General features: G+C 51.7%; 22 protein-coding genes, 1 pseudogene and 1 riboswitch. Of the genes and pseudogenes, 10 read left to right on the top strand and 13 right to left on the bottom strand.

Annotated features, from left to right (window positions below):
• Positions 1 to 258, top strand: a pseudogene (locus A3EQ_RS22820) (ISNCY family transposase); the annotation flags it as partial.
• A gap of 440 nt (positions 259 to 698) precedes the next feature.
• Here the strand turns inward: A3EQ_RS22820 and A3EQ_RS0115880 are convergent.
• The 3 genes from A3EQ_RS0115880 to A3EQ_RS0115850 all read right to left on the bottom strand — a co-directional run bounded on the left by A3EQ_RS0115880 (position 699) and on the right by A3EQ_RS0115850 (position 5,051).
• Positions 699 to 1,088, bottom strand: coding sequence for a hypothetical protein (locus A3EQ_RS0115880; protein WP_154652900.1), 390 nt, complete (start codon positions 1,086 to 1,088; stop codon positions 699 to 701).
• Between the two features lie 274 nt (positions 1,089 to 1,362).
• Positions 1,363 to 2,460: a glycosyltransferase gene (locus A3EQ_RS0115865; protein ID WP_020156142.1), complete on the bottom strand. Its 1,098-nt coding sequence runs from the start codon at positions 2,458 to 2,460 to the stop codon at positions 1,363 to 1,365.
• 941 nt (positions 2,461 to 3,401) lie between these two features.
• Positions 3,402 to 5,051 (bottom strand): leucine-rich repeat domain-containing protein, encoded by a 1,650-nt coding sequence (locus A3EQ_RS0115850; RefSeq protein WP_020156139.1) that lies wholly within the window; start codon positions 5,049 to 5,051, stop codon positions 3,402 to 3,404.
• Between the two features lie 671 nt (positions 5,052 to 5,722).
• Here A3EQ_RS0115850 and rlmN point away from each other — a divergent pair.
• Both rlmN and A3EQ_RS22585 read left to right on the top strand, forming a co-directional pair.
• Positions 5,723 to 6,793, top strand: a complete 1,071-nt coding sequence (gene rlmN, locus A3EQ_RS0115840) for a 23S rRNA (adenine(2503)-C(2))-methyltransferase RlmN (RefSeq protein WP_020156137.1) — start codon at positions 5,723 to 5,725, stop codon at positions 6,791 to 6,793.
• Positions 6,794 to 7,177: 384 nt separating this feature from the next.
• Positions 7,178 to 7,390: a hypothetical protein gene (locus A3EQ_RS22585; RefSeq protein ID WP_154652899.1), complete on the top strand. Its 213-nt coding sequence runs from the start codon at positions 7,178 to 7,180 to the stop codon at positions 7,388 to 7,390.
• A 281-nt stretch (positions 7,391 to 7,671) separates the two neighbouring features.
• Here the strand turns inward: A3EQ_RS22585 and A3EQ_RS23145 are convergent, their stop codons facing one another.
• Positions 7,672 to 7,803 (bottom strand): hypothetical protein, encoded by a 132-nt coding sequence (locus tag A3EQ_RS23145; RefSeq protein ID WP_020156134.1) that lies wholly within the window; start codon positions 7,801 to 7,803, stop codon positions 7,672 to 7,674.
• Positions 7,804 to 8,310: 507 nt separating this feature from the next.
• On the opposite strand from A3EQ_RS23145, the gene A3EQ_RS0115810 reads away from it, so the two are divergent.
• The 3 genes from A3EQ_RS0115810 (at position 8,311) to A3EQ_RS0115795 (ending at position 12,733) form a co-directional block, all read left to right on the top strand.
• Entirely contained in the window at positions 8,311 to 8,601 is a 291-nt protein-coding gene (locus A3EQ_RS0115810) for a hypothetical protein (RefSeq protein WP_154652898.1), read from the top strand.
• A 240-nt stretch (positions 8,602 to 8,841) separates the two neighbouring features.
• Positions 8,842 to 9,723, top strand: a complete 882-nt coding sequence (locus A3EQ_RS0115805) for a hypothetical protein (protein ID WP_154652897.1) — start codon at positions 8,842 to 8,844, stop codon at positions 9,721 to 9,723.
• A 127-nt stretch (positions 9,724 to 9,850) separates the two neighbouring features.
• Complete coding sequence (locus tag A3EQ_RS0115795; protein WP_020156129.1) at positions 9,851 to 12,733, top strand: hypothetical protein; 2,883 nt, start codon at positions 9,851 to 9,853, stop codon at positions 12,731 to 12,733.
• A gap of 191 nt (positions 12,734 to 12,924) precedes the next feature.
• Here A3EQ_RS0115795 and A3EQ_RS0115785 read toward each other — a convergent pair whose 3' ends face one another.
• The 6 genes from A3EQ_RS0115785 to A3EQ_RS0115745 form a co-directional block, all read right to left on the bottom strand.
• The gene (locus tag A3EQ_RS0115785; RefSeq protein ID WP_020156127.1) at positions 12,925 to 13,659 is read right to left on the bottom strand and encodes an ABC transporter ATP-binding protein; all 735 of its coding nucleotides are present in this window, start codon (positions 13,657 to 13,659) and stop codon (positions 12,925 to 12,927) included.
• Positions 13,660 to 14,085: 426 nt separating this feature from the next.
• Entirely contained in the window at positions 14,086 to 14,859 is a 774-nt protein-coding gene (locus A3EQ_RS0115780; RefSeq protein ID WP_020156126.1) for an ABC transporter permease, read from the bottom strand.
• Positions 14,856 to 15,146 (bottom strand): thiamine-binding protein, encoded by a 291-nt coding sequence (locus A3EQ_RS0115775; protein WP_020156125.1) that lies wholly within the window; start codon positions 15,144 to 15,146, stop codon positions 14,856 to 14,858. Before A3EQ_RS0115775 ends, A3EQ_RS0115780 begins: the two co-directional genes overlap by 4 nt.
• Before the next feature lie 58 nt (positions 15,147 to 15,204).
• The gene (locus A3EQ_RS0115770) at positions 15,205 to 16,212 is read right to left on the bottom strand and encodes an ABC transporter substrate-binding protein (RefSeq protein WP_026500015.1); all 1,008 of its coding nucleotides are present in this window, start codon (positions 16,210 to 16,212) and stop codon (positions 15,205 to 15,207) included.
• A 138-nt stretch (positions 16,213 to 16,350) separates the two neighbouring features.
• Positions 16,351 to 16,460, bottom strand: a riboswitch (TPP riboswitch).
• 449 nt (positions 16,461 to 16,909) lie between these two features.
• Positions 16,910 to 18,178 carry an Nramp family divalent metal transporter gene (locus A3EQ_RS0115755; protein ID WP_020156121.1) on the bottom strand — a complete coding sequence of 423 codons (1,269 nt, stop codon included), beginning with the start codon at positions 18,176 to 18,178 and terminating at the stop codon, positions 16,910 to 16,912.
• A 551-nt stretch (positions 18,179 to 18,729) separates the two neighbouring features.
• Positions 18,730 to 19,560 (bottom strand): SDR family oxidoreductase, encoded by an 831-nt coding sequence (locus tag A3EQ_RS0115745; protein ID WP_040369582.1) that lies wholly within the window; start codon positions 19,558 to 19,560, stop codon positions 18,730 to 18,732.
• A gap of 311 nt (positions 19,561 to 19,871) precedes the next feature.
• Here A3EQ_RS0115745 and A3EQ_RS0115735 point away from each other — a divergent pair, with 311 nt between their 5' ends.
• Positions 19,872 to 20,429, top strand: a complete 558-nt coding sequence (locus A3EQ_RS0115735) for a CDP-alcohol phosphatidyltransferase family protein (RefSeq protein ID WP_020156118.1) — start codon at positions 19,872 to 19,874, stop codon at positions 20,427 to 20,429.
• A 173-nt stretch (positions 20,430 to 20,602) separates the two neighbouring features.
• Here the strand turns inward: A3EQ_RS0115735 and A3EQ_RS0115725 are convergent, their stop codons facing one another.
• Positions 20,603 to 21,511 (bottom strand): TIGR01777 family oxidoreductase, encoded by a 909-nt coding sequence (locus tag A3EQ_RS0115725; RefSeq protein WP_020156116.1) that lies wholly within the window; start codon positions 21,509 to 21,511, stop codon positions 20,603 to 20,605.
• A gap of 377 nt (positions 21,512 to 21,888) precedes the next feature.
• Here A3EQ_RS0115725 and A3EQ_RS23255 point away from each other — a divergent pair, with 377 nt between their 5' ends.
• The 3 genes from A3EQ_RS23255 to A3EQ_RS21855 all read left to right on the top strand — a co-directional run bounded on the left by A3EQ_RS23255 (position 21,889) and on the right by A3EQ_RS21855 (position 24,564).
• Positions 21,889 to 22,536 (top strand): GyrI-like domain-containing protein, encoded by a 648-nt coding sequence (locus A3EQ_RS23255; protein ID WP_020156114.1) that lies wholly within the window; start codon positions 21,889 to 21,891, stop codon positions 22,534 to 22,536.
• Positions 22,537 to 22,737: 201 nt separating this feature from the next.
• Positions 22,738 to 23,709, top strand: a complete 972-nt coding sequence (locus tag A3EQ_RS21860) for an ATP-binding cassette domain-containing protein (RefSeq protein ID WP_020156112.1) — start codon at positions 22,738 to 22,740, stop codon at positions 23,707 to 23,709.
• Positions 23,710 to 23,772: 63 nt separating this feature from the next.
• A complete protein-coding gene (locus A3EQ_RS21855) occupies positions 23,773 to 24,564 on the top strand; it encodes an ATP-binding cassette domain-containing protein (protein WP_020156111.1) in 792 nt (263 codons plus the stop codon).
• A 320-nt stretch (positions 24,565 to 24,884) separates the two neighbouring features.
• On the opposite strand, the gene crcB (A3EQ_RS0115700) is transcribed toward A3EQ_RS21855, so the two are convergent.
• Positions 24,885 to 25,259 carry a fluoride efflux transporter CrcB gene (gene crcB / locus A3EQ_RS0115700; RefSeq protein WP_020156110.1) on the bottom strand — a complete coding sequence of 125 codons (375 nt, stop codon included), beginning with the start codon at positions 25,257 to 25,259 and terminating at the stop codon, positions 24,885 to 24,887.
• Positions 25,256 to 25,642 (bottom strand): fluoride efflux transporter CrcB, encoded by a 387-nt coding sequence (gene crcB / locus A3EQ_RS0115695; protein ID WP_020156109.1) that lies wholly within the window; start codon positions 25,640 to 25,642, stop codon positions 25,256 to 25,258. Before crcB (A3EQ_RS0115695) ends, crcB (A3EQ_RS0115700) begins: the two co-directional genes overlap by 4 nt.
• Positions 25,643 to 25,715: the final 73 nt, after the last annotated feature.

The raw sequence follows: 25,715 nt of genomic DNA, 5'->3' as shown, positions 1-25,715 counted from the left end.
TACATCCTCGACGTCCCAAATTCCAGTCCAACCATTCCGGCCAAAACGCCGGTGGAAGTCCGAAAAACGCTGGATGGCAGACTGTTTGTCTGGTACAAAGGTAAGCCCTACCCCTTGATGGAAGCAACCCGGAACAAAGCGGCAAAAACTCCTGAAAAGAAAAAGGAGAGCTCAGAAAAGAAATCGTACAAGCCAGGACCTGATCATCCTTGGCGCAAATATAGGCCCACGAATTCAAAGGAACTGAAACCGGCTTGAATGAACTGAGGTCAAAGTAAACAGTGACATATTCACTGATGCGTTAATATGACATTTTCACTGACGCTTGACATAGCGGGGGAAACGTTGTTGCAACTGCATTTCGGGGGATTTTCCGCAGGAAAACCGATTGTCGTCGATCCCCCGGGTTTTGTGCGCTATTGGGGGTCGACGACAAGAGGAAACGGGGGCTCTTCCATTATCAACTTTACACCGACGGCAGCGCATCGGCAATCCGGCAAAAGATCCACCGCCAAATCCGACCCGAGTCCTTACACCAATAATCGGCATCACTTTCCCGCCGGCTTGACCGTCAATCCAACACTCTCCGGTCATAAAATGATGCCGGATCCCTGATTTCACGTTCATTTATGGAAGCGTTTAAATTGCTTTCCGGTCATCAATGATGCCGGATCCCCCACACGGTTTTCCCCGGACGGTCAATCCAAAACTTCCCCGGCCCGATCCACATCTTCATCACGGTACTGAAAAATATCCGCATCCTTGCCCGCCGCAGCGCGAATAAATTTCAAATCTTCTTCGCCGACATTCGGGATGAAGGAGGACGAACCCCAATGTTCCGCAGAAAAATAGATTTCCCCTCCCCTTTTAAAAAAGACGGTGAACCACTTGTATTGATTCTTTTCATTTAAACCCCGGTTCAATAATAAATCTTTCACTTCCGGCGTGCACTTCGTGCGGATGATCGTCGGGTTTCCCCCATCGACATCTGCCTGATCCGAAACGGCGATCAGTTCCCGGATGGCGTCCGTCTCGTCTTCCCAACAATGGACTTCCAAAGATTCGCAGTTTTCCATAAAACGTTCCATGATTTTTCACAAAGCGCCGTAATTTTCCAAATAAGGGTGAATGCCCTCTCCATCCATTTCATGCGGAAACTGAATGCGCAAATGGATTCCCATAACCCTCCCCCATCAACGGAAGCCGGTAAAGAATCCTCCGGCGATTCCAATTTCATTTGAATCACCCGCCGCTTCACGGTTTTCAGGCATCAGCCGGAAAGGAATCCTCCCGTCTTCGCGCGCCCCGATGCTCGGCCGGAAAAACCGGCGGGATGAAGCGCAACAAACGTCCGGTTACCTTTTAAACCTTTTTCTTCCCCACTTCCACGTATCTTCCCTTCCAAAGGACTTTTTTCCGGATATGGGTCTGGTAAGTCGAATAAAGCATGACCGTCAGGAAAAACAAAAGCGGGGCGAGATAAAAAACCGGCATCCAAAATCCGTAATTTCCCGCATGCCTGGCCAGATACATGATTTCCAGCATATAAAGAAAATAGCCTGCCAGCAGCGGGACAAACCATTTCGTTTGGATAAAAAACGGAAAAGCGGCGGAAAGAACGAGTCCCGCCAACCACCAAATGATGAATGCCAGCGTCGCCGGGCGGAAGTTCGGGACGCCGGGCGCGGCGGACTTGGCGAACCCCTCCAGCTCGCTCTTCAATCCCCCGGGATACATGCGGAATCGGACCGTATCTTCCCCGATGTAATTGCGGACCGGGATCCCCGCCTCCATAAATTTTCTCCCCAAATTCAAATCTTCGACGACTTCCGATCGGATGCTGGCGTGTCCGCCGATTTTCTCATAATCCGACCGGGAGACGAGGATACAGGATCCGTAGAGCCCTTTTTTCGGATTGTTTCTTTCGAAAGGCGACGTAAAAACGAAGATGGATAGGAGATTGATGATGAGAGCGAGCCGTTCGTACCATTTTTCCGTCCGGTGAAAGGGAACGACGGACAAGGCCCCGCCCTCTTTTTCCCTGCATCTAACAAGGAGCTCCAGCGCCTCGGGAGCCAGGCGGATATCGGCGTCCAGAAAGGCCAGCAGCTCGCCGCGGGATTGCAGGTAGCCGTTCCAGACGGCCCACGTCTTTCCCGTCCAGTTTTCCGGCGGCTCCGTCACACAGACGACGCGGGCTCCGAAGTTTTCGGCGATTTCCGCCGTCCGGTCGGCGGAGCCGTCGTCGGCGACGATGATTTCCATCGATTTGTAAGTTTGCTTTTGCAAGGACGCGAGCAGGTGCGGAAGGTTTTTCTCCTCGTTTCTCGCCGGGATGATGACGGATACAAGCGGTTGCTTTTCCGGTTTGCCTTCGGCGATCGGCAAAGAATTTTTTCGGAAAAGCATCAATCCCGCCGCACAGCCGGAAAGAAGAAAGAAAATGAGCAGCAATTTCATCCCAACTTTCTTAAAAATTTTCGGGAATACGGTGGTGCGATGGAAGTATCGGACTATAAACGATTTGTTAAAACTTTGTAATTCTTTTTCACTTTTTTTCTTAGACTTCTTTCAGGCTTTAAGGAGGTTTTCTTATGAACAATACTTTTTTTCCCGATCATTGTCGCCTTTCTTGCCGCTTTCACGGTTTGGCCAGCTGTGCGGATCAAAAAGAAGAAAAAAAGATTCCTAAAGGGTAAAGCATCGCCTTAATGATGCGTATGACCGTTAAACCCTTCCGGTACAAAAATTTCCAGAAATCGTTCCACATTTACAATTATATCGATGCGTTGGAATTTTTACATCTGCCATACGAAAAACCGTTCCCTTACCGAATGGGAGTCCCTCCGGATGCGGAATTTGCCGGTCTTGCCTCCCCCCTGCCGTCTGAAACGACCGTTTCCGCCGCCGGCTTCAGAACGTTTCATTCAAATATGTTGAACAGAAATATATGGGACTGTGGTGCCGGTTTCCCCGGCCCTCCTGAAATGATCTGCTGTCTGCCGTGTCAAGGATATTTCTTCCATCGTGGCCGGTTGGGCATGTTCCAAGCGTTCTCCCCCTCTATCCTGCAGGAATACCCGCTAAAAGCGATGTGGGCCGGATTATGGACAACCGGTTTAAAGTAAGCGGGGACAAGGCACGCCCCATTACATCTATGTGCATTCCATTTATTTCAGATCAACCGAAAGACAATTTTCGTCGAGAAAACCGGAAGGCGGAGGCGGAAAAGAAAAAGCTTGAGTCCTGATTATCAGGACCCAAGCCGATTTTCGCATGTGCCGATCGGCGGCTGCCCGGCTTCGGTTTAAACATCCCGGGCGGTATTATTTTGTATGGTTCAAACTCTTTCATTCGCATCGTCGGTTTCAATATTCCGGATGTTCAACCGTCCGCGGTTTTTACTGTTGATGGATCCGCCTTTTCTGGATGCGGTACACGCTTATGCCCGAGAGCGTCAACAAGATTCCGGCAAAGAGCCAGGTGGAATCGCCGGCGGCCGTATCGGGCAGGCGTTTTCCTCCTTTATCGGCCGGCTCCCCTTGCCGGTCTCCGTTCTTGTCTCCGCCTTCCTGGCCTCCCGGAACCGCCGGGGCGTTTTTGTCCGTTTCTCCGGTTCCGTCGAAAACCGCGTAAGTGCTTAAACGGAGCGTTTCTGCCACGGCGACGCCCGTTTTCAGATCATAGACGGTCTTCAAGTCTTCCCTTTCCGTCCATTTTTTCTTTTCTTCGTCATAATAAAGGACTTTTACATTCTTCGGATTTTTTACCCTCGATTGATCCACGGTAAAATACAGTTTGGCCGGACGGTTTTTGTCGAATTTCGCCACTTCTTTTCCGCCCTGCTTGATTTCAAAGGAATAGATGCCGCTCAGCGCTTGGGCTTTCCCATCCAGATCCTTCCTTTTTTTGATCGCCACGGTCGCATCGCCGCCGTCTTCGAAATAAGCCGCGGGCAATTCAATGGCCGCCGCGCCGCTCTTGACATGGACGGCAACGTTCTTTTCTTTTAACGATCGGACTTGCTCCCGGCTGAATTTCAAGAGAGCCGCGCCCCCGATATCTACGGTAATCTTGCCGTTACGTGCGACCCGTTGGACATCTTCGTCCTTGACGGCGGCGACCCCGTCCTTAACGACCGGCTCTGCCGTTACATTCGGTTCTCCCGCCGTCGCAGGAATGAGAATGGGAAAATTGGTTCCCGTCCCATAGATTTGTGTATTAATGACAAAGTTGAACAGGATGGTATTGACGCCGGGGATCCTTTTTAATGTTGCGGTGTTTGTTTTCACGATATCGATATCATAAAAATCTTTTCCGTATTCGATGCCTTGGCCGAGGATCTGATAATTTTTCGGCAAATTCCATTTCCACGTCAATTTGATCGTATCTTCGCCGACCTCCACATCGGCTTCAAGCAGCCGGTCATGAAGGATAATGACGCCTTGATCCTGCAAGGTCCGGATGACGTTCCAGTTTGCCGAACCGTCCCGCAAATCCAGGGGATTTCCTATCAAATCGGCGTATCTTAGACTCGGCATATCCAATAATGCGCTTACATCCGTGATTTTGTTATATTGCAGAACCAAGGTCCTCAGATCCTGCAGACCCTTCAAAGCGGAGATATCGGTAATTTGATTATTTGACAAACCTAAAATGGCTAAACCTTTATGATTTGCCAACGGTCGGATATCGGCGATTTTCGAATCGGGAATGGACACATCATACAAATTTGAGATTTTTTCGAGCGGGGAAAGATCATCGATATCCGAATTCATGATGTCCAAGGTGCGCAAGTTGACGAAATATTCCAACCCTTTTAAACTCGAAATATGCACATCGCCATCCACGTACAAGTATTCCACTTTCTCCGCGTCGGCAGGTGTAATGGGCCCTTCCTTGTTGCCAAGATTTTTCCGCACGGCTTTTTCCAGATCGGGATCTTCAAATCTGATCCCCTGTTCGCTTTCCGCCTTGGCCGGGAATGCGGAAAAAGGCAGGAATAGAAGGGCAAGTACGATGATGAATGATTTCATTTTTTTACAGATCATCACTATAATCCCTCTCTTTCACATTTATGGCAATATAAGGAATTTAATTCCATTATAATAAACGGATTGTTTTTAATCAACGGAATTTTTAGATAATAACTGGAATTTTTTGATGAGCAGAAATCCCGGATGGATCTGAATATTTCCCAGCAGCTCGGTCTAAACTTTGCGCGATCCTTCCGTATTTGACTTTTCGCGGGAATCTCTGTGAATATCCCTATTCCTGTGCCGCGCCCCATCCATTTCAAAAGAGGCGGCATGCCGCTTCGCGGATGGGTCCGTTCCGGAAAATTCAGAAAAAACTCCGGATAAGAAAGCGCCGTAGAGCCGTCTTCACAAATGCGAACTTTGCATCTGTCTACTTCCGGATCGCGAAAAGCTCACAGGGCCGGCATCAAAAAGCATGCGCCTCTTCCGATTGCCTCCGAATCGCAAAAAGCGTCTTGAGATGGGCTTCATTAAGAAAGAATCCGTTCAAACTGTTTATTGCCGGATCAAAAAACCAACCGGAAACAGGCCATCTTGTCGTTTTCGCCGCATGCCTTTCCGGCCATCCCCTTTGATCCTTGCCATGTCCCGTGAACGGACAAAACCGTTGAAAAACTCCCTGCCCATTGGGTAAAATATATTGACGGCAAAAATCGAATTCCGATTAGAAATGAGGTTTACCGATGGGAACGTTTGGAGAGAAACCGTCCATCTACGGATTGACGATAGATGAATTGGCCGGATGGTTGACGGAAAGGGGCCAGAAAAAATTCCGCGCCGAACAGATTTGGGACTGGCTGTACCGGAAACGGGCCAGAAGTTTTTCGGAAATGAGCAATGTGAACAAGGAGTGCCTCGCCCTCCTCGAAGAAAATTTTGCGCTCGGAACCATCGATTTGCAATTGAAGCAGGTGGCCAAAGACGGCACGGTGAAATTTCTCTTCCGGCTGCGGGACGGGAATTTGATCGAAACGGTGCTGATGCGCCAGGCTTACGGCCTTTCCGTCTGCGTCACGACCCAGGTCGGCTGCAACATCGGCTGTTCCTTTTGCGCCAGCGGCCTGTTGAGGAAGGTCCGCAATTTGGAGGCCGCGGAAATCGTGGAACAGCTGATGCAAGTCCAATTTTTCCTGGATGAGGCGGGAAAGGGCGAACGGGTCAGCCACGTGGTCGTCATGGGGATCGGCGAACCCTTCGACAATTTTGACAACATGATCCGGTTTGTCAAAGTCATCAACCACCCGAAAGGGCTGGCCATCGGGGCGCGGCATATCACCGTCTCCACAAGCGGCATCGTCCCGAAAATTTACGAATTCGCCGATCTGGATCTGCAGGTGAATCTGGCCATTTCCCTGCACGCGCCGAACAACGAGCTCCGCAGTTCGATCATGAAAATCAACCGGGCCTATCCGATCAAAAAGATCATGGAAGCGATGGATTACTATTTGAAAAAGACGAACCGCCGGGTGACGATCGAGTACATTTTGCTGAAGGATGTCAACGACCATGTGGAAGAAGCCCGGCAGCTGGCGGAACTTCTCAAAGATAAGCGGAAACTGGTGTATGTCAACCTCATCCCCTACAACCCGGTTTTCGAGACCCCCTATCAACGGAGCACGAAGGAAGCCATGCTGGCCTTCTACGATACGTTGAAGAAAAACGGGATCAACTGCGTCATCCGCAAGGAACACGGGACGGACATCGACGCGGCCTGCGGACAGCTGCGGAGCAAACAATTGAAAAAAGCCAATTAACCATGGGAAGCCTTTCGGGCCGGGACTTTCCGGCCGTGCGAAAGGCTTCTTTGCTTTTCATCCGGTTGCTTAAAGGATTTATTTCCTCCGAAAAGGTACGCATGTTCCGCTGAATGGCCCCCTCCTGCCGGCCTCCTTTGTTGAAGAAATGACAAACCGGCGACGGTTTGGAAGATTCGCGATGCTCTTTTCATCAATCCCTTTCCAGGGAATCACCATTATCCCGCAAAAATATCGAGTCTTTCGGTTTAAATCCGAACATTTAAAATCAAAACATGTTTTTAAAAAATTATTAGAAAAGTATTAAAGTAATTATTTGACAGTCATTTGGTCGATGTCCTATTATTGCAGTGAGGGCTAAACAATTTCGAAAAAACAAACAACTTGGAACAAATTTCACCGAAAGCCGGCCATTTGTTTTTACTCCGTTTGGCTAATCGTGTTCCTTTTGTTTATTTTTTGCTTCAGCAACCTTTCCGTTGGCAAAAGAAAAATCAAAAGACCAAACACATCGAACAAAATCCAAATCCCTTGAAACCCGATTTTGAAACCTTCGATGGTGAATCCCTGGGATTTGATGATGATTTGTTGGAATAAAATGGCGCCAAAAATCCCGCCGAAGTGTCGAAGCATATGGATGAAAGCGCCGAACCCATATCATATTCGGATTGCGTGACGAGAAGAAGCGGATATGCAACGATTCCGTTCGCGAATCCGTAGAAAAACTTGAAGCCAACAATAGCAAGCCCGTGTAGGCAGGATGTCGCAATAAGAAAAAAGAAACAAAAGTGCTGGAGAGCATACGGACAGCGAAGAGTGTTTTGTATCGGACGCTGATGAATAATTCGCCGCGAGCATGTTCCCGACGGAACTTCCTATCAAAACAGCACCGGGACGGAATGAACGACAGATTCCGGAAAACGGAACACGCCGGCGGCGAAAGCGGCGATGTCGTTGGCGTAGCCGCATTTGGCGGCACCGAACAAAAACGAAAGGAATACCAAATTCAAAAACAGCCCTTATGTAACAAATCGGGATGGAAAAGTTTCTGTTCCGATTTGGCGTAACGTCATCTAAAACGCGAACAAGGGAAGAACTCGCCAAACGAAAAAACGCAAAACGCAGCCACGTCCCGAAATATTCAACGACGGGGGAAAACGATAGCGAGAAAGACACAAAAACAGGTTTTGGAGAAGGAACCGGAAATCCGCGGACCGTATCTTTCAACGACTTTTTCATCATCCAAACCGGTTCGATAGGAAGAAAAAACGGAAAACATCAAAAGCGGAATAACAAAATTGCCCTTCCAGCCGAATAAATAGACGAAGAGGTTTCCAATAAGCGGTCCGGCGAGTACCCTTGCGGTGTTGGCCGAAAAAATCGAAGACCGTTCGGTCCTTTCATTCAAAATTCTTTCCGAGGAAGGCGGGGACTGAAACCGACACGAATCCGCCGCCGATGCCGGATTAACCCTCCCGAACAATGGCATCGCAAAACTGTTCGCGAACACGCATCGGATGAATCCGAGCATCGATAAAAACATGGCGAAACGGAACCGCTTCTTCAAAGAACCGTTGTTTGCGAAATATCCCGCGGCCGGCCAAGGCGAGCGTTGCCGTCATAAAGACAACGGAAAACCGGCCGATATGGCCGTGGTCGGAAAAACGGAGGCGAAAACGGGAAGCGAACCCAAAACCACCGTTTCTTGGACGCCGGTGTTGAAGCTGAAAAACACCAACGAAAAAGCGGCGATTCCTTTTTTGCGGACCGTTCCATTCTTCGCAGTCTCCTTTCCCGGCAAAAAATAACAGCCCCAAGGCGCCGGCCGACGGTTTGGATGCGGATGTCAAAACATTTTTCAATTGCGCCCGACGATTCCATGTTTTATCGGAATTTTTCCATAAAAACGGCGTGTTATCCAAAACTTTTTGGTTTATAGGCCGATTTCATTTTTTACACTCAAAATTTAGGCAAATTTTTGATTTAGTGCTATTATCCAAAGAAATAGACGAGAGAATAGCTATCTCCAATTAGGCAGGTGTTTTTTTATGGAAAACGTAATTTTCATTTCATTGTTTACCTTTGTTTTGACCTTCATGTTAGGTTTTGCTTCATCTTATTATGTTTCTTCACGTGTTGGTTATTTGCTAGATAGGGGGTCATTGATGAGAAGAGATTTGTTTTCGATTCCGTTAATCATGATAACGCCGATACTGGCTTTTTTCATAATGCTTGCAGGTTGCACCAACGAAGCCGAAAAACCGTCGGATTCGCAACCGAAACAGGTGTCCCAAAATGAAGAAAACAAAGGAAACCAATCCGGCGAGAATAAAGGAACAACAGAAAATTCGAACAATAAGAACCAAACTCCTGCATCCGAAGAGAAAGACGTATTTGTCTTGAATGTGGATGGCGTTAAAAAAGAAATCAAAACGATGGATATTGCCAGAGAGTTCAAGAGAGGGACGGAAATCGTTTTTAAGGGGCCCTATGATATAGTGGAGAAGACCAGATATGCAGAAAACCCCAATGCAGATATTGATAAACACTTCGGAAGCGGCCTCGGCGATTTTTCGTTGACTATCGAAGAAACAGGTATTACATTAGGCGAAATGGCTGTTCATTCATATGCCGAGGGCAATATAACAGGTATTGATGTGTTAAATCCAAATTTTAAAATGATAGATGTTGCTCAAATTTCAGGTCTAAACGATAAGTACACTTCTCTCTTATATTTCGAGGAACGGGATAGAACTTCGAAACAATCCATCGTTGCGAGACACTATTTATTTCATGCGATGACCATGGAACCGAGAGAAATGCATCTGATACTCCATTTTTCCATTCCGGAAGAGGATTTCACAAAAGAAAAGGAAGCGCTGATTTACGAAATCGCCAAAACCTTGCAAATCAAAAAATGGGGAACTTAGTAATCGGTCAGGTAATCGGAATCCCTGCGGAGCGAAACCGCGGGGATTTTTTTCTTGATTTCTTCCGAATCTCTGGTATTATCGGGCAAATCGGCACTGTTTCCATAAAGAAAGGAGTGTTTGCCCGATGAAAGGAAAGATGGGGGTGGCCGCCCTTTTCCTATCGGTTTTCCTATATTTTGGCTTCCAAGGGGACCGCGCGGCCGCGTTTTACATACCGGAACCCATTGACCCCGGCTGGGGAGGGGGAGGCGGAAGCGGCGGCGGTGAGACCGATTACTGCGGAACGGAAATCGACCCGTCCCGGCCCTACGGGAACCCGTATGAAGGTTCGCCGTTCCAGGAAGAAACCACGACCGGATACAGCATCACATTCACCGGAAGCCAGCCGGTGTATCAAGAAACCCTGTCCAAATCCGATTTCCGGCTGTACAAGCATATCGAAGTGGCCGAAAAAGTCCGTGTTTACCAAAAATATTATTATGAGTCGATTAACGGCGGCACCTGCGACGAAGTAAGCGACGGCATCTACATTAAAACCGTCACCAAAAATACGGAAACGAAAAAAGAACGGCTCTCCAGTTCCAATCTTTCGCTCACCACCCGGGGAAGCAAAGGAAGCGGCACCCTGACCTATGTGGCCGCTTATTCCGTGAACGGCAATGAAGTGGCGCGGAAGGAAGTGGATACCTATTGGGTAAAAAGCGTGGACGTCAAATTAAATACCAGTCTTCGGGATTGGCATATGGAGCCCGGCAGCTACTTCGGCCTTTTCAATTGCACCGTCACCTATGGCAACGGGAAGAAATTCCCTTGCGATGAAGATAACAACGATGCAAGCGGGGCAAAAGCGTTGATTGAAAATAAAAGAACCTCTTCGCTGGAAAAAAACATGAGGTCCGTGGCCAGCCAGACCGTCGACAAAAGCCAAGTGCTTTTAAAAAATCAAAATGAAAAAAGCAAACCGGGTCCTTATGGAAAAAACCAGCGTATTTACGATTCTTTTGTACTTGCATACAACAATCGGTTAAAAGGAGGTTTGGAATCTTCAACACCAACCGATGTGAGAGGCGGAACCGGCGTGGTTTACCGATACCCCTTCGGCGACTTGTACGTGGTCGCCTACAAGGACAAAAACACCGGAAAAAGCGATTACGATTATGTCAGGGCCTGGCACCTCGCCTTTGTGGACGTGGAAGATGAAACGCGGAGTCCCAACAAAAAAGAAATCTACGACCAACATCATGTCTGGTCGAAAAGTTACGACCGGACAAAACTCGTAACCGGAAACGTCACTTGTAAAATCTATTACTTCGGCCCGGTCGATGCTTGGGATTGTGGACCCACAGTTGAAGTAAACACTGTTGTCAAAATCAATGGAAAAGATTATCTCCATGAAGATGGCACTTACCGAATGGCAAACATTTATAGCGGATACCATGCTGTCGGAAACTATTATGAATACATCAAATATTCCTTTTCTTATACTGACGGCCAATATGAATCAAAAGACGATGATTACCGCCTCATCATCTACGCCCAAAAGACAAAAGTCAACAATATGGTCGTCGAAATCAATGAAAAGAAAGATAAAGCAGAGGTCAAATCCACAAACCCCGTGCAGACCGTCATCGTAAAAGAAACCCACAAAAACGGAAAAGCGACACCGAAGACCTATTCCACCGGCACGCCCGAACCCTTTTATTGGCACGCCTATGCGGAAACCTACGAAAATTTCGTGAAGCCCAGTTGCGAAGTCACCTATGCCCCCAGCAAAGTCAATCCGTCATACATCTACAAAAGGAATTGCTCGAATATGATGTTTTACGAGTTTTCTTCGGTGACGAATAATGACTTGTGTATCATCGACTGGGAAGATATGACCGTTGCCCCTTGCGATGATGCAAACAAGGGGACGAACCCCGGAAGCGACGATAATATGGTCGGCGCCGAATTCACCTACAGCTATGGGCAGCCGGTAAGGGAAGCAAGATACATTTATCTCGACAACGGCGCCATGGCTTATCAAACCATTTTGTTCTTATACCCGACCAAAATCGATATCAAATTCTCGGATGATTACACGTATCAGGATGAACCCTATCCCACGACGACCTGTACGAAATATTATCCCGGCGCTCCCAAATACGGCGTCAACGCCTTTACCCGTTCTTGCTTGGATACGATGTACATCACCAAAGACACCGGTCAAAATAACAAAATGGGGAAACCGAGAAAAATCACGTTCAAATATGTCAACAACAATTACTCGGACCAAGCGACCCTGACACGGGTGTATGCCAACAAATTGACGATTCAGGCGCCGGCAAAAAGCGGAAAATCCGGGTTCAGAGGGTATTTCTACGCCACCTTGACCTGGCAGGACGGCACGACGAAAGACGTTTCGAAGAAACGCAACATGTGGCGTTCCTATGTAACCAATACGGGCGAGACCGTCAACTACATCGGCGAATCGTGGGAAAACGGGTATGTCGATACCAAAGGCGAACGGCATAAACCGAGGGCCATCAACGATTTCTACATCCCCGACCCGATAAGCAAGAATTACACCATTGAAGCGGTTTATCCGAAAACGGTCTACAACAACGGCCTGTATCCCGGTCAAAACTACGTCACCGACGTCTACGCCCCGGCCACCGGAAGAACGACGTTCCGGTTGATTGGTATCAAGAGAATCTGTCGTACCCGAATACCAGAAAGATCAAAAAAAGGCGGGAAAAATCCCGCCGTACCGGCTGCAGCCGATTATGCCAACTTGGCAACATTCAAAAATGGTTCTGCCGCCGAAGTGCCATCCCGTCCATCACGTAAACGGGAAGCTTTTGGCGGCAAACCAGTTAATACACCGATTCTTCCTGCTCCGCGGACGCGGGTCTCCGTAAGAAGAACCATCCGCACAGCTGCAGAACGAAAAACCCCGCGGCAATTCCCTTTCGCCGCAGGGGCCGCATCCCCCTTCCGCACCCTTTTCGGTTGCATACGCTTTTGACTAGGGTATTTGTTTATCGGCATTTTCATAATTCCAGAACGATTTCGGATTCATACCCGCTTGCAACGCCTACCAAACATTCAGCATGCCGGCTTCTCCCGCGGCCGCTTCGTTTACACATCCGCTTTTTTCGGCCTTCAATTCATTCAGCGGCCACATCGGCTTCTTCGCCAAACCGGCCCGTCCCTATCCTATTTGCCGTTTAATTCCCGCAAAAGGCTCCGCTTGAAGGGCAAATAATCGTCCGACAGGAGCCATTCTTCCCTTTTCTCCCTTTCCCGCGGAACGGTGAACACATGCTTTACCTTGGCCGGCTTGCGGCTTAGGACGATGATTTTGTCGGACAAAAGTGCCGCCTCGTCCAAATTATGGGTGATGAAAAGGATCGTGCGCCTGTTTCCGCTCCAAACGGACAACAGCCATTTCTGCATGTCCCGGCGGGTGAAGTCGTCCAAAGCGGAAAAGGGTTCATCCATCAAAATGAGCGGTTTGGGGGTCAACAGGCTCCGGACGAAGGAAACCCGCTGCTTCATCCCCCCGGACAATTCATGGGGATATTTATTTTCATACCCGGAAAGGCCCGCTTTTTCGAGCATGCGCAGGGCCTCCCCTTCATTTCTGTCTCCTGCGATCTCCCCGCCGAGGAACGCATTCGCAAGGACGGTCCGCCAGGGAAACAAAGAAGGGGATTGGGGCATATAGCTGACGTGTCCCCGCATCCCGGTGATCTCCTTCCCCTCCAGGATCACGGATCCCGCATCGGGCCGGACGATTCCGCCGATGATGGAAAACAGGGTGCTTTTCCCGCAGCCGGACGGACCGACGATCGAGACGAATTCTCCTTCTTCGACGGAAAAATCGACCCCGCCCAACACGGCCGCTTCCCCGTAGGCCTTCGCCAGCCCTTCAACCTTCAAAAACGCCATCTCTTCTCACCCGCCTTATCAAGCGTCTTCCCGCATCCGGCACCCGGGCCGCCGAAAAACCTTGCAAAATTCAAACATGGTTTTGCCGCCGAAGTGCTGGCCTGTCCATCATGCGAAGGGGGGGGATGCTTCCGGCAGCCGCGGGCTCTTGCAAGCCTTCCGGGCGCGTGCGGATCTTTCTCCGGAAGGGATCCGGACGGAAAACCCAAGCAAAGGTTAAGTTCGAATCATTGTGTGAAATTCGGCTTCCCGTTCGGCGGACTCTAGGTTTGGCAATATTGAGCCGTTTCACGTCAGCCCTTTTGGCACTTCGTCAAAAAACGACGGATTGAGAAAGGGGCCTCCCCTCCGGCCGGCGATCGCAGTCCGGGTGCACCGATGACCGGAATGGAACCCAAACGTCCGCCGGCGGATTTCAGCCCCTCTTCATCGTCTTTCCTTCTCCCTTTCTTCCGGTTTCCATTTCACCGTCTTTTTCTCCAGCCAGCCGATGAGACCGAAATAGACCAGGCTCAAGAAAACGACGAGAAAGATGGACAAGAAGACCCGGTCCGTGCGGAAGGCGGATTGGGCAAGGGTCATGTATACCCCCAATCCCTCCTTCGCCCCGAGCCATTCGGAGACGACCGCCCCCATGACGCTGTAGGAGGCGGAAATTTTCAACCCGGAAAACAGGAAAGGCAAGGCATGGGGGCATTCCAGTTTCCGGAAGATTTGTCCTTTGCTTGCGCCGGCCATTTCCATGTAGTGCATCAATTCCGGGCTCGTCTGCCGGAACCCGTCCAAGGTGCTGACGGCGACCGGGAAAAAGCAAACGAGGGTAATCACGATGATTTTCGGAAGCACCCCGAAGCCGAACCAGATGACGAGCAGCGGGGCAAGCACGATCAACGGAATATTTTGCGAAATGATCAAAAACGGATAAAGGCTTTTCCGCAGCAACGGGACGAGGTGAAGCGCCGCCGCCGTCCCCGCCCCGGTCAAACAGCCGATGAGATAACCGAAAAAGGATAGGCGGGCCGTGGCCGCCAAATGCCCGGCGTACTCCCTCCAGCCGAAGATCCCTTCCCGGAGGATTGCGGACGGGGCCGGAAGAAGCCAGGCGGGCACGGAAAATATCCGCACCGCCCCTTCCCAAAGGAACAGCGACAGAATAAGGACGAGAACGGGAGGCCCGCCCTCCCGGATCCTTTTCCTCAACGGTATTTCGCCGTCAATTCGTCCATTGACGCGCCTCCCGGTTTATAAAAGATCTTCACCTCGGAAAGGACGCTCGGGCATCCTTTTTCAATCATTTTCCGGTGCATCCGGTCAACGATGTCCAACAGTTCCCGCAAATCCCCTTCCATCGTCGTTTCCAGCGGATGGACCTCGTATTTGGCCTTCGAATCGGCGATCACTTGAATGGCTTCATCCACCAGCGAATAGGTGTCTTCTTCATTCCGCGTTCTTGGGATGATTTGAATGCTGACAAGCGCATCGGCCATCGGTATTGCCTCCTCCATTTAGATTAAAGCAAACGGTTCCCCTCGGTGCCGGAGGTTCTCATTCCTCCGGCAAAAACTCGTTGGTAAAGGCCTTTTCGGCGTCGAGGGGCTTTTCCAAAAGCCCGTTTTCATACATCCATTCCGCATAGTTTTTCCAGACTTCCAGTTTCTGTTCCCCCCATCGTTCGGCGTCGTCCTGGTATTTTTTGGACAACCATTTTTGGCTTTCCCGGACGAGCTCAGCATCCAGTTCGGGGACCGCCCCGATCAAAATGTCCGCGGCTTCATCGGGGTGATCGATCGCGAAACGGTATCCTTTTGAAACGGCGGCCAAAAATTTCCGGACCGTTTCCGGGTTTTTCCCGATCATCGCCTCACTCGCGACAAGGACAGGCGTATAATAATCCAATTTTTCGCTGTAATCGGTCAAATAGACGATGTGAATCGGCACGTTCCGCAGCTTCGCTTCCACGCCCGTCCAACCGTAATAGATCCAAACGAAGTCGATATCCTTTTTTACGGCGGTAAAAAAGTCGGTATCGCCGATGTTGACGAACTTCACCTTGTCCACATCGGCCCCCTCCTGCTTCATGAGCGAAGCCAAAACGGCCCTTTCCACGGGCGATCCCCATCCGCCGTATGTTTTCCCTTCAAAGTCCTTCGGCGAGGTGATCTTTTTTTCCGCTAAGGAAGCAAATCCGGAGGTGTTGTGCTGGATGACGGCGGCGATGGAAACGATCGGGACATCCTGGATCCGGGCCTGGGTGACGGCTTCCTGGTAGCTCACCCCGAAATCCGCCCGGCCGGAGGCGACCAACTGCTCGGCGGGGACTTCCCCGGGCATGAGGATTTCCACATCCAGCCCCTCATCCTTGAAGTATCCCTTTTCCTTTGCCACGTACAGCCCGGTATGGTTGGTGTTCGGCGTCCAGTCCAAAGCGACGGTAATCTTTTCCGCGGGTTTCGTTTTCCCGTCCTCTTTTCCCGCATCCCCTCCCTTGCCGGAGCAGGAGGCGAATACAATCGTCGCCAGGCTTAATAGAAACAGCATCCTCCATTTTCCCATGAAAAAATCCCTCCTTGTCGTTTGCCGTTTGCGGAGGGAGGTATCCCGGCGGTTTCCCGGGCAGGAAAGGAAAGCGGCGTCTAAACAAAAATCCCGGGAAACACCCCGGGGAACATACTTATCCGCTGCAAAATTGAAATTGCAGGCCAGTATGTTCCCTACGCTGGTATGAACCAGATCAGGTTCGAAGGGTCTGTATCTCACGGATACACTCTCAACCGGCAACACCGGTTCCCCCACAAACTGGCATCCTTATTGGATTGTCCTTTCATCTTTAACTATGGCATAAAAAGATGCGGAGGGCAAGCCTTTTTCATCAAGCGGAAGCATCGGGCCGCATACGACCGTCGGATGCTTTTCATAAAATGCGAGCATCATCTTCAACGAAGACAGCCGATGCGGTACCCGGTCTATTTACATTCTTTTCCATAAATATGGAAACCCGGCCTGCCCGGGCAAGCGGCGCTCCGCCCATCCCCGCCACCAGCCATAAAAGGAAGCCGCCGAACCGCCTCCCGTTTTTCATTTCCACGCTTACCATCCTTGAAACCTGATCGCCGGACCTTTTCCCCGGTCCGCGTGCTGCGCCTTCCTGCCAACCACCGGCATTCCTTCCGCAGAAAATAGGTCAGCCTGACCGGGCGGAAGAGCGAGGAATGAAGCGCCGTCTCCGGGGGTATGACGGCCCGGATCCGGTTCAGTCGAAAAGCCCTTTCAATTCGTTTACGGCAAGCACCGCGAAAAGCAAAAGGTTCAACAGGAGGAAGAGGTTCGAAAGCCAATGGTTCCGGACTTTCGCATCGGGCACCAGAGCTTTTCTGTTCAACAAATAGAGCAAGGTGAACGCCAAAAACGGCATGAACAACGAACCCAAGGCCCCGTAAACCAGGATCAGGCCGACCGGTTTTCCGAAGAAGTGCAGGAGCATCGGCGGGAAGGTGAGCCAAAACACGTAAAACTTATAGGCCTTCGTCCCGCTCAAACGCCGCTTTTCGATGCCGGTGTTCCGCACCGTGTGGACAAAATCGGCGAACAGGTACGAGACGCCGTTCAAGACGCCGAGCAGGGACGTGAACGATGCGGCCCAAAACCCGATCAAAAACACCCAGCGGAAGGCAGGCGACAATTCATTTCCCAAAATCGCCGCGAAATCGACGAGCCCTTTTTCGCCTTCGATGGTCGCATCCGTCCCGTAAAGCAATGCGGCACCCAAAATCAAGAGGGAAACCGTAAAGAGGGCGGTGACCAAATAGGCGATCCCCGAATCGTATCGAACGGCGCGGACGAACCCTAGCCCCTGCCACTTCTTTTCCTGGAGCCAGTAACCGTAGGAGGCCAGCGTGATCGATCCGCCGACCCCGCCGATCAAACCGAGGGCGTATAACAGCGAACCTTCAGGCAAGGATGGCGCCGCCGTATGGATCACGCCGCCGAGCTCGGGAAGGACGATGACGGCCGACCCGACAACTGTGACGAACATCACCCCGACGAGCACGTTCATCACGTTTTCAAAGGCGCGAAATTTCCCCTGCCAAACGAGTGCGAAGCCGGCCAGGGAATTGATAACCGCCCAGCCCCAGAGGGGAAGCTGCGGAAACATGGCCGTCATCGCCAAGGCGCATGAAGAGGCGACGGCCGCCCCATAAACGAAGCCCCAAATCACGATGTAAATCCCGAAATAACCGGTCGCCCATTTCCCCATCCGCTTCCAGCCGTCCAGAATCGTCGTGCCGGTCGCCAGATGCCAGCGCCCGACCCCTTCATTGAGCACAAACTTCAAGACGGCGCCGACGAGGATGGCCCAGACGAACACAAGGCCGTAATTGGTTCCGGCAACCAGGGCCGCAACGAGATCGCCGGCCCCGACCCCCGTTGCGGCGACGAGCAGTCCGGGCCCGATTATGGCCCGTTTTTTCGGGATTTCCGGTTTTGTGGAAGTTTGCGGCGTGTGGTTCAAACCTTCCATTCTCCCAACCCCTTCCGTCCGTAGTTGATGCAGGAATCCCCTTGATTTCCCCCATCCGGACCGCTCATTGAACCGGCGGGTTCCCGTTCCTTCGCCTCCCATCCTTTCCGGTTTTCACTTGCCGGCCAATCCGGGCAGCGCTTTCAATCCTGCGGACGGTTCATCGGTTTTAATGTCATTTTATTATACTCAAGCGAAAATATCCATCCGGTGGCCGGAAAATCGAATCTGGAGTGGACAGTGGACAACCGGACCTGCCGCGGGAAGACGGATCGGAAAGCCGGACGCTCCTGTCATCCGACGGCTTGGCCCATCCTACCGGATGATGCGCCCGCAGGTTCTCTCCTCTTTGGCCCTCCCTTGTCCGCCACACCAAAATCCCGCTGATGAAAGGAACGTCAACCCCTTTTCCCATTACTCACCGGCGCAGGCCCCGGCCATCCCCCGACCGTTCCTCGCCCGTCTTTTGCCGCCGTACATTCGTTTCCAACAAATATTCGCGCTACGATGCCTTCCGGCAAATGAATCCCATCTTCTCCCGCCGGCAAACTCTAACCGCCCAATTTTTTCAGGACCGCCCTTTCCACGAGCCGCCAGGGAAGCAGCGCTTTCCACCGGTACAGGGAGCGCGCCCCCTTCCCCACCGGATAGCGCAAGCCGGGTTTTTCTTCATCGCAAATTTTTCCGATCAGCCGGGCGACTTCCGTCGGGTCGGATCCGGTTTTTCCCGCCTTCATCGCCATTTTGATCAGCCTTTGCTGGAACTTCGGCCGGTTTTCGGGGGAAAAATTTTTCAGCCCTTTCTCCCAAATGTCCGTGGCATAGGCGGCGGGTTCGACCAGGGATACCCAGATGTTTTCCGGCGCCAGCTCCAGCCGGAGGCTTTCGCTGAAGCCTTCCAGCGCATGTTTCGACGCCGTATAGGGGCCCAGACCGGGGAATCCGAAAAAGCCGCTGACGCTTGAAATATTGATGATCTTTCCTCCCCCGTTTTTCCGGATGAGCGGCAGAAAGGCCCTGGTCACCCGGACCGGACCGAAAAAGTTGGTCCGGAACTGCTTCTCCCATTCGGAAACTTCAATCTCGGAGAAAAAACCCCCCGTGGCATAGCCGGCGTTATTGATCAAAACGTCCAGCTTCCCGTAAGCATCTTCCAGTTTTTTTCTGGCCCCGTCGATTTCTTCTTCCTTTGTCACATCCATCCGCCAGACCTCGATCCGGCCGGCCGCGGATTTCTCGGCCAATTCCAGCAGGCGATGCCGCTTTTCCGGATCCCGCATGGTGGCGATGACCCGGTATCCCTTTTTCGCCAATTCGAGCGCCGTAAGCAGGCCGAAGCCGCTGCTCGTTCCGGTGATGAGCGCGATCTTCACGGATACCATCCCCCTTTTTCGTCCGATTTTAAAATGCGGCCGGCTTTCCATCCCTGTTTTGCCGCCCCGCCATGAAGCGGTCTCCCGCCCGTTCCCGTTTCGCCGCACCCCGCGGGTTTTCCCCCAACGAGCCCCGCAAAAATAATCCTCCCGTCCGCGGCCCGGATCTCCCCTTTTTCGGTGCGGGCGCACCCGCCGGGGAGGGATCGGACGGACTCGGACGGAACAGGAAATAAGCGTGAATACTAGCAAACTTTGCATGATTTCTATAAAATTAGTAATATGGGTATATGAGTCATGTAGAAACAGGAGGAATTTTTGTGCGCGCAAACACCAAAGAGCTGTTTTCCGTCCCCAATTTCCTTTCAACCGTGAGGCTCATCCTCATCCCCTTTTTCATTTACGAATACGTCACCGCGGACCGGGCGGAGGATTATTATTTTGCCGCCATCATCGTCGTTCTCTCCGGTTTGACCGACCTGTTGGACGGGTTTATCGCCAGGAATTTTAACCAAACGACCGACCTGGGGAAGGTCCTGGATCCGATCGCCGACAAGCTGACCCAGGCCGCGATCGCCGCCTGCCTGCTATTGCGCTACAAATACATGTGGGTTTTGTTCATCCTTTTCGCGGTGAAGGAACTGTTCATGGGCATCAACAGCCTGATCCTCTTGAAAAGAGGGAAGAAATTAAACGGCGCCATGTGGTTCGGAAAACTGTCCACCGCCGTCTTTTACGTGGCGATGTTTTTTTTGGTCGCCTTTCCCGGCATCGATCCCGTGCTGGCGGGCGGGCTCATGATCATCACCGGAATTTTTCTTTCCCTGTCTTTTTTCATGTACATACCCGTTTTTATGAAAATGTATCATAACGCCTGACGGCAAACACGCCTCACGGAGACCGTTCCCGGTCCGCCCGGGGAAAACCGTCCGGTATCCGGACGGCTGAACCGGCCGTCCTTGCGCGGTCTCGTTTCCTTCGGGGACGGAAAATTCTTGTTTCGGTATCGGAATCCCTCCTCAGAATAGGGTATCCCTCTTCCGCAAACGGATCATCCACCCTTTTTCAGCAAATCTTCCAAAGCGGATTTCAAGTCGGGAAAGCGGAAGACGAAGCCCGCTTCCTCCAGCCGGGCGGGATAGGCCCGCTGGCCTTCCAGGATTAGGGAGCTCTTTTTCCCGAGGGCCCATTTTAAGGCGAAAGAAGGCACATGGAGCCAATGGGGGCGGTGCAGGAGGGCGCCGATCGTTTTTCCGAACTCCTTCATGGTCACCGGATTTGGCGCGGTGACGTTGACGGGGCCCCGGATCCCCTCGTTTTCGACGGCAAAAAGAACGGCCCGGGCCGCGTCTGCAACGTGAACCCAGGAAACCCACTGTTTTCCCGATCCGATGGTTCCCCCCGCATACCATTTGTACGGCATAACCATGAGCGGCAACGCTCCTTCTTCTTTGTCCAGAACGATCCCAAACCGCATGAAGGCCGTCCGCACTCCGTATGTTTCCGCTTCCGCCGCTTTGTTTTCCCAATCCTTGACCGTTTCGCCGAGAAAATCGGCCGGCAAATCCCCGGATTGTTCCGTGTATGTCTTCTCCAAGGACGGGGGATAGATCCCGATAGCGCTGGCGTTCACCAGCACTTTCGGTTTTTGCGGAAGGGCCGCGATGATCCGGAGCAATTCTTCCGTCGCGCGCATCCGGCTTTCGTAGATTTCCTTCCGGTGTCTGGCGTTCCAGCGGCCGGCATTGATGGAAGCGCCGGCCAGATTGATGAAGGCGTCCGCGTACCCGATTTCCTTTTCGGGCCGGGCTCCGTCCTGCAGCCAGTTGACCGCTTTTGCGGATCCGCCGGCTTCTCCATTCCCTCTTGTCAAAATGATGATTTCATGGCTGCGCCCTTCCAAAAGTCTCGTCAGTTCCCGGCCGATCAATCCGGTGCCGCCGGCAATGACCGCTTTCATCCGTCCCTCCTCCTCTCCGGAAAATCACCGTTATGTACCATATACGCCGTGCAGCAGGGAAAATCCTTCCCGGCGGAGGCTGCCGGCATCCCTGATGGAACAATCAAGGAGGAATTTTCGGATGAAAGAAGATTTAAAATCGTGAACAGAGAACCGAGACCGAATCGAAACCGGTTCCTTCCCGCATCGTTCCCACCTCCCTGCCGGGTTGATTTTTCAGAACCGATACGGCCTTTTCCATAAATGGNCCGATAACAGGGCCCGGTGCCGGAAGCGGCGGATCCCCGGGAAATGCCGGCGGGAAAGCTGGGAAAATCGTGAAAAATCCTTTTTTCCAAAAGGCTTTGACCATACAAAATAATAAGGGAGCTGAAAAAATGGAATGCAAAATTGCGGACCTTGGAGAAATCCGGATCATCGGAAAGGGGATCCGCACGCGGCCGGGAAATAAACAGAACCACCGGGACATTTCCGCCTTTCGGGAGGAATCCCGCCGGAACGGATTCATCGAAGCGCCGGAAAAAGAACGCGGCGGCATGGGATTGTTCGGGGTGTGCGAAGATTTTGACCCTGAAGAGGAATCGTTCACCTATTTTATCGGCATTGAGAAAAAGGGGACGAACGTACCAAACGGTTGGGAAGAAACGGTCCTCCCCCCTTCCCGACACGCGGTTTTTCCGATGAGGGGTCCGATGCCGGATTCCGTTCGCGACGCGTGGGACCGGATTTATTCCGAACGGCTTCCTTCATCGGAGTACGAACATGCGGGAGGACCGGAATTTGCGTTGTATCCGAACGGCGTGGAACATGACGCCGATCCAAAACGATTATTGCATAGTTTGACTTCCGGTCGTGGAAAAATAACGCCTTTCCCTCCCGGATCGGGATGTCCAGATTCCGCGAAACCCGTGACATCCTCCCGAATTCCTGTTATAATCAAACTTAACGAAAATGGGAAACTGCGAAGGAGGCATCCAAATTCCACAATGGAAAATTCCCGTTCTTTTTGCGGCTTCTGCTTTTAATTAAGCGAATCAACCTTGCCGTACAGCAAAGAACGGGATCCTTGTGTCTTTTTTTGGCGCTCCTTTCGCCCGGCCAATTGAATTTTCCGGTTGACCCGCGGAGACACAGGCAAGCCCTGTGTCTTTTTTTCCGGTGATGCGGCGGACGCCGATCGCCTGCCTGCCCGCTTCTTGTTGTACGGCGGAACGGAGGAAGATCCCATGTTTCTTTTAAAGCTGGAAAAGGCAGCGATGGAAATCGGCGGAAACCGGCTGTTTGAAAATGTTGATCTGGAGATCAAAGAAAACGAGCGGGTGGCGCTGATCGGAGAAAACGGCATCGGAAAAACGACGCTTTTGAAAGGAATTTTGGGGTTGGTGCCCTTTCATTCCGGAAACATTTATTTCGGCGTGGAAAAATCGAAAATCGGAATCATGCCCCAGGACATGCCGGAAAACCTTGCGTTAACCGCCAAAGAATGGGTCATGGAAGGCCATCACAACTATCCGCTCAAAAAAGAGCTCGACCGCTGCGCCGAACTTCTCGCAAAGGGAAATGACCCCAACGCCGTTGAAATCTACAACCGTCGGCTGCAGCGCTATTTGGATGCGGGCGGCTATGAATGGGAAGCGGAAATGGAAAATTTATTAAAGCGATTCGGGATTTCCGAAGAATTGTGGGACGTTCCTGCCGGGAGCCTAAGCGGCGGGCAAAAAACCCGGCTGAAGCTGGCAAAGTCCGTCCGGCATTCCCCGGAACTTTTGCTTCTCGATGAACCGACGAACCACTTGGATCTGGAAACCGTCCGCTGGCTGGAAAATTGGCTTTCGCGTTTCCCTGGGAGCGTTTTGTTCATTTCCCACGAACGGGAATTTATCGATCATACGGCGACCGTCACCTACGAATTGACGAAAGCCGGCACGAAGAAATACGCCGGCGGCTATTCTTCCTACAAAAGGCAAAAGGAACAGGAAATGAAGTCCCTCCAATACCTGTACGAGAAGCAGGAACAGGAAAGGAAAAAGCTGACGGAGACCATCGCCCGTTATAAAAGCTGGTACGAACGGGCGAATGCCAAAGCGGGGGTGCGGAACCCTTACGCCCAGAAAAAGGCGGCCAAACAGGCGGCCAAATTCAAGGCGAAGGAAAGGGCGCTGGAACGGCTGGAAGCGAGGAAAATCGAAAAACCGTAAGAGCCCGAGCGGATTTCGGCAAGCCTGGAAGCCGCCGATTTCTCCGGAAAACAGATGCTGCAAATGAACGACGTTTCTTTTTCCTACGGGAAAAGGCGTGTGCTGGAAAAGGTAAATCTCCACATCGCCCGGCGTGACCGAATCGCGGTGGTCGGCAAAAACGGCAGCGGCAAAACCACCCTGTTAAAATTGCTGACGGGGGAATTGGCGCCCGGTTCCGGTACGGTGACGAGAAATCCCCAGTTGAAAATCGGCCAATTCTTTCAAGAACTGGAAAATTTGCATCCGGATCGGACCATTTTGGATGAGATTTTGTCGCTGCCGGAGATGAAATCGGCGGAAGCCCGCACCATTTTGGCCTGCTTTCTGTTCCGCAGGGACACCGTCTACAAAAAAATCCGGGACTTGAGCATGGGAGAAAAGTGCCGGGTCGCCTTCGTCAAATTGTATTTTTCCTCCGCCAATCTGCTGGTTTTGGATGAGCCGGTCAATTATTTCGATATCCCGGACAGGGAAAGGGTGGAAGAAGCCCTCGAACAATTTCCCGGTTCCATCGTCCTCGTCGCCCACGATCCTTACCTGCTGCGGAAAGTGAGCAATAAGGTGGTGCATATCGAAAACGGAAAGGCCGCCGTTTTTTCCGGAGGGTACGCCGAATGGGAAAACCGCCGGTCCCTCTCCCCTTCCGTCCAAATCCTGGCGAATGAATGGGAACGGCTGAAACTCCAATACGAGCAGCTGATCACCCAAGAATCGGGGGATCCCGAAGAAGAGGAAGAGCGGATGAAGCAATTGAAACGGATTCAAAGGGAAATGAAACAGTTGCGGAAAACAATGGATGATGCCGGGAGCTGATCAGACCCTTTTTTATGCCTGATTTCACCGTCCGAAATTTGCTTGAGGCAAACCGCTGCCTGCTTGCGCCATGCTTCTTCAGGTCTGTTTTTTCGGGGGAAGAAAAAACTTCATTAGGGCACAAGCGGCTTTTGCCCTGCCGTGGCCGTGTGTCAGCAGCTCGTTTGCCCGCGATCTTCGGAATTTTCATTATTCCGCGCGCATGCTGCATCAGCCCGTTCGCCCGCGGCCGCAAGCATTTCGTCCAAGCGGTTCGGCCACGCCTTCAGGTGGCCTTCATCCGCATAAAGCCCCGGGCGGCATCCCGGGGCTTTATCCGTTTAAAATATCGTCCGGCACAGAAAGCCCGCCCATGCGGCGGCGATCCCCCCGGCCAGGGAAGAAAGCACGTAAACGGCGGCGGTTTTCACCCGCTTTGCTTTCAACAGGCTGATCGTTTCGTAGCCGAAGGTGGAAAAGGTGGTAAAGGCGCCGCAAAAACCTGCACCGGCAAAATGCCAGAACCATTCCGGAACGAGGTTGTCCGTATACAGTTTTGCCAGGAACCCTAACAAAAAGGAACCGCCGAGATTTACAACCCATGTGCCCACGGGAAAGGGACGGCTGTTGCTTCCGGCACCGGACGGCAGCAGGCCGCTGAGCCAAAACCTTGCCATCGCCCCGAGGGAGCCCCCGATTCCGACCAAAACCATCATTCCCCGATCTCCTCCTTCCCTTTTGCCGAGGCCAAGCCTACGCCCAAAGCGGCCATGCAAATCCCAGACAAATTTCCTATGAGATAAAGAATACCCAAAAAGACGGGTCCGCTTTGAAACAATTGCACCGTCTCCAGGGAAAAGGTGGAAAAGGTAGTGAAGGAACCGGTAAACCCGCTGCCGATCAGAAGGAGCCGTTCAGGCCTGGGCTTTTTCTTAGCGTTTTCCCGGGTGTAAAACCAGCCGAGAAACAAGCAGCCCAGCCCGTTGATGAGCAAGGTAGCGAAGGGAAAGCCTTCCGGGGCCGGGATCCATTCCGCCAAGGCAAACCGGGCAACGGAGCCGAAAAATCCCCCCGCCGCCAATAGCGCCGCATTCTTCATGAATATCCCCCTTTTTGTTTTTCTTCGGTGACTGAAGCGGTTGCCCGAACATCCCTGCATTTTCTTTCATGAA

This window comes from Caldibacillus debilis DSM 16016, assembly GCF_000383875.1.
Taxonomy (GTDB): Bacteria; Bacillota; Bacilli; order Bacillales; family Caldibacillaceae; genus Caldibacillus; species Caldibacillus debilis.
This window is presented reverse-complemented; position numbering and strand designations above follow the sequence as displayed.

What these genes read in the sequence shown, in the direction of transcription:
- A3EQ_RS0115880 (WP_154652900.1), bottom strand. Translation starts at nt 1,088, where the DNA reads ATGGAACGTTTTATGGAAAACTGCGAATCTTTGGAAGTCCATTGTTGG.
- A3EQ_RS0115865 (WP_020156142.1), bottom strand. Translation starts at nt 2,460, where the DNA reads ATGAAATTGCTGCTCATTTTCTTTCTTCTTTCCGGCTGTGCGGCGGGA.
- A3EQ_RS0115850 (WP_020156139.1), bottom strand. Translation starts at nt 5,051, where the DNA reads ATGATCTGTAAAAAAATGAAATCATTCATCATCGTACTTGCCCTTCTA.
- rlmN (WP_020156137.1), top strand. Translation starts at nt 5,723, where the DNA reads ATGGGAACGTTTGGAGAGAAACCGTCCATCTACGGATTGACGATAGAT.
- A3EQ_RS0115810 (WP_154652898.1), top strand. Translation starts at nt 8,311, where the DNA reads ATGAATCCGAGCATCGATAAAAACATGGCGAAACGGAACCGCTTCTTC.
- A3EQ_RS0115805 (WP_154652897.1), top strand. Translation starts at nt 8,842, where the DNA reads ATGGAAAACGTAATTTTCATTTCATTGTTTACCTTTGTTTTGACCTTC.
- A3EQ_RS0115795 (WP_020156129.1), top strand. Translation starts at nt 9,851, where the DNA reads ATGAAAGGAAAGATGGGGGTGGCCGCCCTTTTCCTATCGGTTTTCCTA.
- A3EQ_RS0115785 (WP_020156127.1), bottom strand. Translation starts at nt 13,659, where the DNA reads ATGGCGTTTTTGAAGGTTGAAGGGCTGGCGAAGGCCTACGGGGAAGCG.
- A3EQ_RS0115775 (WP_020156125.1), bottom strand. Translation starts at nt 15,146, where the DNA reads ATGGCCGATGCGCTTGTCAGCATTCAAATCATCCCAAGAACGCGGAAT.
- A3EQ_RS0115770 (WP_026500015.1), bottom strand. Translation starts at nt 16,212, where the DNA reads ATGGGAAAATGGAGGATGCTGTTTCTATTAAGCCTGGCGACGATTGTA.
- A3EQ_RS0115755 (WP_020156121.1), bottom strand. Translation starts at nt 18,178, where the DNA reads ATGGAAGGTTTGAACCACACGCCGCAAACTTCCACAAAACCGGAAATC.
- A3EQ_RS0115745 (WP_040369582.1), bottom strand. Translation starts at nt 19,560, where the DNA reads ATGGTATCCGTGAAGATCGCGCTCATCACCGGAACGAGCAGCGGCTTC.
- A3EQ_RS0115725 (WP_020156116.1), bottom strand. Translation starts at nt 21,511, where the DNA reads ATGAAAGCGGTCATTGCCGGCGGCACCGGATTGATCGGCCGGGAACTG.
- A3EQ_RS23255 (WP_020156114.1), top strand. Translation starts at nt 21,889, where the DNA reads ATGGAATGCAAAATTGCGGACCTTGGAGAAATCCGGATCATCGGAAAG.
- A3EQ_RS21860 (WP_020156112.1), top strand. Translation starts at nt 22,738, where the DNA reads ATGTTTCTTTTAAAGCTGGAAAAGGCAGCGATGGAAATCGGCGGAAAC.
- A3EQ_RS21855 (WP_020156111.1), top strand. Translation starts at nt 23,773, where the DNA reads ATGAACGACGTTTCTTTTTCCTACGGGAAAAGGCGTGTGCTGGAAAAG.
- crcB (WP_020156110.1), bottom strand. Translation starts at nt 25,259, where the DNA reads ATGATGGTTTTGGTCGGAATCGGGGGCTCCCTCGGGGCGATGGCAAGG.
- crcB (WP_020156109.1), bottom strand. Translation starts at nt 25,642, where the DNA reads ATGAAGAATGCGGCGCTATTGGCGGCGGGGGGATTTTTCGGCTCCGTT.